General features: G+C 64.6%; 6 protein-coding genes. 4 read left to right on the forward strand and 2 right to left on the reverse strand.

What is annotated here, in order from left to right:
• Window positions 1-69: 69 nt before the first annotated feature.
• Complete coding sequence (gene ilvD, locus H8A95_RS17030; RefSeq protein WP_229184161.1) at window positions 70-1,794, forward strand: dihydroxy-acid dehydratase; 1,725 nt, start codon at window positions 70-72, stop codon at window positions 1,792-1,794.
• Window positions 1,781-2,617, forward strand: coding sequence for a tetratricopeptide repeat protein (locus tag H8A95_RS17035; RefSeq protein ID WP_176531191.1), 837 nt, complete (start codon window positions 1,781-1,783; stop codon window positions 2,615-2,617). The genes ilvD and H8A95_RS17035 overlap by 14 nt, the downstream gene beginning before the upstream one ends.
• Before the next feature lie 53 nt (window positions 2,618-2,670).
• Here H8A95_RS17035 and xth read toward each other — a convergent pair whose 3' ends face one another.
• Window positions 2,671-3,468, reverse strand: coding sequence for an exodeoxyribonuclease III (xth, locus tag H8A95_RS17040; RefSeq protein ID WP_229184162.1), 798 nt, complete (start codon window positions 3,466-3,468; stop codon window positions 2,671-2,673).
• 10 nt (window positions 3,469-3,478) lie between these two features.
• Window positions 3,479-3,937, reverse strand: coding sequence for a GNAT family N-acetyltransferase (locus H8A95_RS17045; protein ID WP_229184163.1), 459 nt, complete (start codon window positions 3,935-3,937; stop codon window positions 3,479-3,481).
• A 222-nt stretch (window positions 3,938-4,159) separates the two neighbouring features.
• Here H8A95_RS17045 and H8A95_RS17050 point away from each other — a divergent pair, with 222 nt between their 5' ends.
• Window positions 4,160-5,293 (forward strand): efflux RND transporter periplasmic adaptor subunit, encoded by a 1,134-nt coding sequence (locus H8A95_RS17050; RefSeq protein WP_229184164.1) that lies wholly within the window; start codon window positions 4,160-4,162, stop codon window positions 5,291-5,293.
• A 3-nt stretch (window positions 5,294-5,296) separates the two neighbouring features.
• Window positions 5,297-8,220 (forward strand): efflux RND transporter permease subunit (locus H8A95_RS17055; RefSeq protein WP_229184165.1); only part of this gene is annotated, 2,924 nt, incomplete at its 3' end.

Below are 8,220 nucleotides of genomic sequence, written 5' to 3' on the forward strand. Positions count from 1 at the left end.
ACATTTTTTCGGGTTCCGGCGTTGATGGAGGAAAGAGCGCGGGAAACAGGGTCGCGATTGGACGCCAGGATGGACGCCAAGACGAACATCAAGGGCAGGCTGCCGAGCCGTCATGTGACGGAGGGCCCTGAGCGCGCACCGCATCGGTCCTATCTCTACGCGATGGGGCTGACGACAGCCCAGATTCATCAACCCTTTGTCGGCGTTGCTTCATGTTGGAATGAAGCTGCCCCGTGCAACATTTCGCTGATGCGCCAGGCGCAGGCGGTGAAGAAGGGCGTGGCGTCGGCCGGCGGCACGCCGCGCGAGTTCTGCACCATTACCGTGACCGACGGCATCGCCATGGGCCATGACGGCATGCGCTCGTCGCTGCCGTCGCGGGAATGCATTGCCGATTCGGTCGAGCTGACTGTCCGCGGTCACTCCTATGATGCGCTGGTCGGGCTCGCCGGCTGCGACAAGTCGCTGCCGGGCATGATGATGGCGATGGTCCGGCTCAACGTGCCATCGATCTTCATCTATGGCGGCTCGATTTTGCCCGGCAACTTCCGCGGGCAGCCGGTGACCGTGCAGGACATGTTCGAGGCGGTCGGCAAGCACTCGGTCGGCGCCATGTCGGACGAGGACCTGGACGAAATCGAGCGGGTGGCGTGCCCGTCGGCCGGCGCCTGCGGCGCCCAATTCACCGCCAACACCATGGCGACTGTGTCCGAGGCGATTGGCCTCGCGCTTCCGTATTCGGCCGGGGCTCCGGCGCCATACGAGATCCGCGACGCCTTCTGCTCTGCCGCCGGCGAGAAGGTGATGGAGCTGATCAAGAAAAACATCCGGCCCCGCGACATCGTCACCCGGGAAGCCCTTGAAAATGCTGCGGCCGTGGTTGCAGCCTCAGGTGGTTCGACCAATGCTGCGCTGCACCTGCCGGCCATCGCGCATGAGTGCGGCATTAAATTCAATTTGTTCGACGTTGCCGAAATCTTCAAAAAGACTCCTTACGTCGCGGATTTGAAGCCGGGCGGCCGTTATGTTGCCAAAGACATGTTTGAAGTTGGCGGCATTCCGCTGCTGATGAAAACGCTGCTCGACAATGGCCACCTGCACGGGAATTGCCTGACCGTCACTGGCCGAACGATCGCCGAAAACCTCAAAAGCGTGAAATGGAATCCGCACCAGGACGTGGTGCGGCCCGCCGACAATCCGATCACCGTGACAGGTGGCGTTGTCGGACTGAAGGGTAATCTCGCTCCGGAGGGTGCGATCGTGAAGGTCGCGGGAATGTCCAACCTGAGGTTTACCGGTCCGGCCCGGTGCTTCGACCGCGAGGAAGACGCCTTCGAGGCGGTGCAGAAGCGCACCTACAAGGAAGGCGAAGTGATTGTGATCCGCTACGAGGGACCGAAGGGCGGTCCCGGGATGCGGGAGATGCTGGCGACCACGGCGGCGCTGACCGGGCAGGGGATGGGCGGCAAGATTGCCCTGATCACCGATGGCCGGTTCTCCGGTGCCACCCGTGGCTTCTGCATCGGCCATATTGGACCTGAAGCGGCCGTCGGCGGGCCGATCGGGTTGTTGCAAGACGGCGACATCATCGAGATCGATGCGGTCGCCGGCACCCTTAACGTAAATTTGAGCGACGCCGAACTCGCAAATCGTAAGACCAAATGGGCCCCTCGCGCGACGAACCATACATCTGGTGCGCTGTGGAAGTACGCCGAGCAAGTGGGGCCGGCGGTGGATGGCGCAGTCACCCATCCGGGTGGCGCGTACGAGAAACAGTGTTATGCGGACGTTTAAGCGTGCGATATTTGCGTTTGCGTTAGGGGCCATTCCAGTGGCGGGCCCCGGATTCGGCTTCGACGGCGCCCCGGTCAGCCCCCAGGATACCGTTCTTCCGGTGGTCGCTCCGCAGCCCGGCACGGCCGGTGCCCTGAAGCGGGCCGCCACGCCGGTGGCCCCTGCGGCGACCTCGCCGACCTCCTCCTTCAGCACGCTGCAGTACCAGGCCGAGGGCGGCCACCCGGTGGCGCAGTGGAAGCTCGGCAAGATGTACGCCGAGGGCGACGGTGTCATCCAGGATGACATGCGCGCCTTCGAGTATTTCAGCCGGATCGCCAATGCGCATGCCGAGGACTCGCCGTCGGCGCCGCAGGCCTCGATCGTGGCCAACGCCTTCGTGGCGCTCGGCCGCTATTATCTGAGCGGCATTCCCAATTCCAAGGTGAAGGCGGACACCGAACGGGCACGGGAGATGTTCTCCTATGCCGCGTCCTATTTCGGCAATGCCGACGCCCAGTACGACCTTGCCCGGCTTTACCTGAAGACGCCGGACGCCTCGCGGGACGATTTCCGCTATGGCGCGCGCTGGCTGGGCCTTGCCGCCCAGAAGGGCCAGCATCAGGCGCAGGCGCTGCTTGGCCAGATGCTGTTCAACGGCGACCGGCTGCCGCCGCAGCGGGCACGCGGCCTGATGTGGCTGACGCTGGCGCGCGACAGCGCGACGCCGGAAGAGGCCTGGATCAAGGAAAGCTACAACCGGGCGATCGCCAAGGCGTCCGAAGACGATCGCGCCATGGCGTTGCAGATGCTCGAGCACTGGGTGCAGGGCCGCCGCGATTAGAGGCCGCCGGGACTGATATCCCGGGGCCCGGCGGGTCGCTTGGCTGGCAACGCTCAGGCGGTCTCGAGATCGAGATCGGCCCAGACCGGAACGTGGTCGGACGGCTTCTCCCAGGCGCGGACATAGCTGTCGATGCCGACATCGATCAGCCGGTCGCTGGCCTGCGGCGACATCAAGAGATGGTCGATGCGCAGGCCCCAGTTCTTCTGCCAGGCACCGGCCTGATAATCCCAGAAGGTGTACTGACCGGGCTCGTCATTGACCGCGCGCAGCGCATCGGTGAGGCCGAGGCCGAGCAGCGACTGGAAGGCCTCGCGTGTCGCCGGCCGAAACAGGGCGTCGTCGGCCCAGGCGGCCGGATTGTAGACGTCGCGGGCGGCCGGAATGACGTTGAAGTCGCCGGCCAGGATCAGCAGCTCCTCGGCCTTAAGCCGTTCCCGCGTGTACTCAAGAAGCCGCGACATCCATTTGAGCTTGTAGGGATATTTGTCGGTGTTCGCAGGGTTGCCATTGGGCAGGTAAAGACACGCGACCCGCACCACGCCCTGTTTCAGCGTGACGACGCCTTCGAGGAAGCGGGCGTGGGCGTCCTCGTCGTCGCCGGCGAGGCCCGACTTGGTCTCGTCGAACGGCAGCTTGGAGAGCAGCGCGACGCCGTTGAAGGTCTTCTGGCCGTGGGTGACGACATTATACCCCAGCGCCTCGACCTCGAGCCGGGGGAATGCGTCGTCGACGCATTTGATCTCCTGCAGGCAGACGATGTCGGGGGAACACTCCTTCAGCCAGGCGACCAGAAGTTCGATCCGTTGCCGGACCGAGTTGACGTTCCACGTAGCGATGCGAACTGCCATCGGGCATCCTTCATTTAATGGGGCGCACAACCGGGCGCCCCGCTTGGACCAAGCGCTTCCGCATCTCGATGTGTGGGATGCCGGCCTCCTCGAATTCGAGGCCGACCCGCGCGAAACCGACGCGCGCGTAGAACGGCTCCGCCTGCGTCTGCGCGTTCAGGATCAGTTCGGGATAGCCGAGTTCGGCGGCCTTGGCCATCAGCGCATCCAGCACCCGCGCGCCTATACCCGTGCCGCGGGCCGCTTTGAGCACCGCCATCCGGCCGATATCACCGTCGGGCAAAAGCCGACCTGTGGCCACGGGCGCGCCATCCTCGGCGAACGCCAGCGCGTGCCAGCTCGAGGTGTCCATGTCGTCCCATTCCAGTTCCACCGGCACGCCCTGTTCCTCGACAAAGACGTTGTAGCGGATCGCACGGGAGCGCTCGCGGGCTTCTTCCCAGGTGCAGATGAGAACTGAGGCGGACATGAGGTAGGGATTCGGAAAGCTGAAGCGACGCGGTATGCCCGAATTTCCGGCGCTGCGCACGCCGGGGACCGGACCAAGGCCGCACTATTTCACTTTGGTGGCATACCATGGGCGATCCGCCTGTGCTAACCCTCTCCGGAAACAAGGCGTAACAATTGCCGACGGGGGAGTTGCGAAGCGTTCCGGCCCGCAAGGGAAGCCGGCAGCGCACGTGCAAAACTTATGAAAAAACGCAATTTGGTTCTGACCGTCGCTGTTCTCGGCATTGCGGCCGGGGCGGCTTACATGACCCGCGCATCATTGATGGGTGGCGGTGCCGCCACCACGCAAGGGATCCCGCGGCCGCGTGTGGTCTCGGTCGATCTCGCCAAGGCGGAACGCAAATCGGTGCCGGTCGATGTCGATGCGATCGGACAGGTGACGCCGATCTCCAGCGTGGCGCTGAAGTCGCGGCTCGAGACCACCATCGTCTCGGTGCATTTCGAGGACGGCGCCAGGGTCAATGAAGGCGACCTGCTGTTTATGCTCGACGCGCGGCAGATCGACGCCCAGATCGAGCAGGCCGAGGGCGTGCTCGCCCGCGACCAGGCCCAGCTCGAGGGCGCGCAGCGCGACCTCCGCCGCTACACGGAGCTCGTCGGCAAGGGCGCGACCACCCAGGTCAATCTCGACAATGCCAAGACCCAGTCCGACGTCCTGATCGGGACCATCAAGGCCGACCAGTTCGCGCTGGAAAATCTCCGCGTCCAGAAGAGCTACACCGTGATCCGCGCACCGTTCGCGGGGCGGATCAGCGCCGCCAACGTCAAGGTCGGAAATTTCGTTCGCCCGGCCGACACCCAGCCGCTCGCGGTCATCAACCAGATGGCGCCGGTCTATGTCACCTTCGCGATCCCGCAGCGTGCGCTGGTCGATCTGCGCGATGCCATGGGGAAGGGCGATCCCAAGGTGATCGCGACGATTCCCGGCCATCAGCGTTCCGAGAGCGGCAAGGTCGCGATGGTCGAGAACGCCGTCGATGCGACCACCGGCATGGTGACCGTGCGCGGCATCATGAACAATGCGAGCGAGACGCTGTGGCCCGGCACCATCGTGCAGACCAAGCTGATCATCCGCAGCGAGGACGCGGTCGTGGTGCCGACGGTTGCAGTCCAGCGCAGCCAGAACGGCAATTTCGTCTTCATCGTCAAGGACGGCGTCGCCAAGGTCCAACCGGTCAAGGTCGATCGCACCTTCCAGGGCTCATCGGTGATCTCAGACGGATTGGCGGGCGCTGAAAGCATCGTCGTCGACGGCCAATTGCTGCTGTCGGAGGGATCGCGGGTCGAGCTGCGGGCGCGCAAGGCCGGAGCCTGACCGATGACGCTGTCCGAGCTCTGCATCCGCCGCCCGGTGATGACGACGCTGATCACGGCGTCGATCATTGCATTCGGTGTGTTCGGCTTTCGCCTGCTGCCGGTCTCGGCGCTGCCCAAGGTAGACTTCCCGACCATTGCGGTCACGGCCACGCTGCCCGGCGCCAGCGCCGACACCATGGCGGCCTCGGTCGCCGGCATCATCGAGCGTCAGCTCTCGACCATTGCCGGCATCTCATCGATGAACTCGAACTCGTCGCAGGGCACGAGCGTCATCACGATTCAGTTCGACCTCAACCGCAACATCGACGCCGCCGCGCTCGACGTGCAGACCGCATTGACCATCGCGCAGCGCCGGCTGCCGATCGAGATGACGATCCCGCCGAGCTTCCGGAAGGTGAACCCGGCGGACTTCCCGGTGCTGTTCGTCTCGCTGGGATCGGCGACGCTGCCGCTGTCGGCGGTCAACGAATATGGTGACATCACGATCGGGCAGGCGCTGTCGCAGCTGCCGGGCGTCGCCCAGGTGCTGATCTACGGCGCGCAGAAATTTGCGATCCGCGTCCAGGCCGATCCGGAGGCCGCGGCCGCCCGTGGCGTCTCGATGGAGGACATCCGCGCCGCGGTGTCGCGCGCCAACTCCTCGACGCCGGTCGGGACGCTCAACGGCCCCAAGCAGGACGTCGCGCTGCAGGCCTCCGGCCAGATGGACAAGGCGGCCGACTACCGCCAGATCTACGTGGCCTGGCGCAACGGCTCGCCGGTCCGGCTCGACGAAATCGCCAAGGTCTATGACAGCGTCGAGAACGACAAGATCGCGACCTGGATGAACGATGAGCGCGCGATCGTGCTCGCGATCCAGAAGCAGCCCGACGCAAATACGGTGGCGGTGGTCGACGCCGTTCTCGCAAAACTGCCGTCGCTGCGCGCCGCGATCCCGCCCTCGGTGACCATGCAGGTGATGATGGACCGTTCGGTCTCGATCCGGCAGGCGGTCAGCGACGTCGAGGAGACCCTGCTGATCGCAGTCGCTCTCGTGATCCTGGTGATCTTCCTGTTCCTGCGCTCGGCGTCCGCAACCTTCATTCCGGCGCTGGCGGTGCCGATCTCGCTGTTCGGCACCTGCGCGGTGATGTACGCGCTGGACTACTCGATCAACAACATGACGCTGCTGGCGCTGACGCTTTCGGTCGGCTTCGTGGTCGACGACGCCATCGTCATGCTGGAGAACATCGTCCGCCATATCGAGCACGGCATGAAGCCGTTCGAGGCGGCGCTGAAGGGCGCCCGCGAGATCGGCTTCACCATCATCTCGATCACCTTCTCGCTGATCGCCGTGTTCATCCCGGTGCTGCTGATGGGCGGTATCGTCGGCCGCGTGTTCCGTGAATTCGCAGTCACCATTTCGGTCGCGATCATCGTCTCCGGCTTCGTGTCGCTGACCTTAACGCCGATGCTGTGCGCCCGCGTGCTGCGCGCGCATGATGCGACCAAGCGACCGAACATCGTGCTGCGCGTATTCGAGGCGATGTTCGAAGCCTGGCTGCGCGCCTATGAATGGGCGCTCGACTGGGTGCTGGCCAAGAAAGCCCTGATGCTGGTGGTGACGCTCGCGACGCTCGGCGGCACCGTCTATCTCTACATGATCGTGCCGAAAGGCTTCTTTCCGCAGGAGGACACCGGCTTCCTGATCGGCGTGACGGAGGCCGCGACCGACACCTCGTTCGAGGCGATGAAGGTGCGCCAGCAGGCGCTGGTCGAGGTGATGCGCACCGATCCGGCGATCGACTACATCAATTCCACCGTTGGTTCCGGCGGTCCCAATCCGACCACCAATTACGGCCGGCTGTTCATCGCGCTGAAGCCGCAGAAGACCCGTGACAACGCCGCGGTCGTGATCGGGCGGCTGCGCCAGAAGGCGCGCGAGATCCCGGGCATGCAGGCGTTCTTCCAGAGCGTCCAGAACCTCAACATCGGCGGGCGCATTTCGAAGAGCCAATATCAATATGTGATGCAGAGCGGCGATACCGAGTCGCTCTACCGGCTGGCGCCGGAGATGCGCGACAAGATCGAGAAGATCCCGGGGCTGCTCGACGTCACCACCGACCTCTACATCAAGAACCCGCAGATGACGGTCGACATCGACCGCGAGAAGGCGGCGGTCTACGGCGTCACCGTCGATCAGGTCCGTAACCAGCTCTACAACGCCTACGGCGCGCGGCAGGTCGGCACCATCTACATGCCGTCGAACGACTACCAGATCATCCTGGAGGTGCAGCCGCAGTTCCGCGTCGATCCGTCCGATCTGTCGAAGCTCTACATGAAGACCGCGAACGGCCAGACCATTCCGCTCGATGCGGTGGCGCGGCTCGTGCCGTCGGTCGGACCGCTGCAGATCAACCACCAGGGCCAGCAGCCGGCGGTGACGATCTCGTTCAACCTCGCGCCCGGCAATTCGCTCGGCTACGCCGTCGACAAGATCACCGAGCTCGAGCAGACCGCAAATCTGCCGCCGACGATTGCGACCGGATTCTCCGGCACCGCGCAGGTGTTCCAGGATTCGCTGCGCGGGCAGGGCGTGCTGATCCTCGCCGCGGTGTTCGCGGCCTTCGTGATCCTAGGCATTCTCTATGAGAGCTTCATCCACCCGATCACGATCATCTCCGGCCTGCCGTCTGCCGGCATCGGCGCGATCCTGACGCTGATGCTGTTCGGGATGGAGCTGTCGGTGATCGCGATGATCGGCATTGTGATGCTGGTCGGCATCGTCAAGAAGAACGCGATCATGATGGTCGACTTCGCACTGGAACGCCGCCGCGTCGGCCTCAGCGCCGAGCACGCGATCCGCGAGGCGGCGCTGCTGCGCTTCCGCCCGATCATGATGACGACGTTCGCGGCGATCTTCGGCACGCTGCCGATCGCGCTCGG

It is taken from the genome of Bradyrhizobium oropedii (assembly GCF_020889685.1).
GTDB lineage: Bacteria > Pseudomonadota > Alphaproteobacteria > Rhizobiales > Xanthobacteraceae > Bradyrhizobium > Bradyrhizobium oropedii.

Excerpts from the sequence above, each read along its gene's own strand:
- ilvD (WP_229184161.1), top strand. The coding sequence starts at position 70 with ATGGACGCCAAGACGAACATCAAGGGCAGGCTGCCGAGCCGTCATGTG.
- H8A95_RS17035 (WP_176531191.1), top strand. The coding sequence starts at position 1,781 with ATGCGGACGTTTAAGCGTGCGATATTTGCGTTTGCGTTAGGGGCCATT.
- xth (WP_229184162.1), bottom strand. The coding sequence starts at position 3,468 with ATGGCAGTTCGCATCGCTACGTGGAACGTCAACTCGGTCCGGCAACGG.
- H8A95_RS17045 (WP_229184163.1), bottom strand. The coding sequence starts at position 3,937 with ATGTCCGCCTCAGTTCTCATCTGCACCTGGGAAGAAGCCCGCGAGCGC.
- H8A95_RS17050 (WP_229184164.1), top strand. The coding sequence starts at position 4,160 with ATGAAAAAACGCAATTTGGTTCTGACCGTCGCTGTTCTCGGCATTGCG.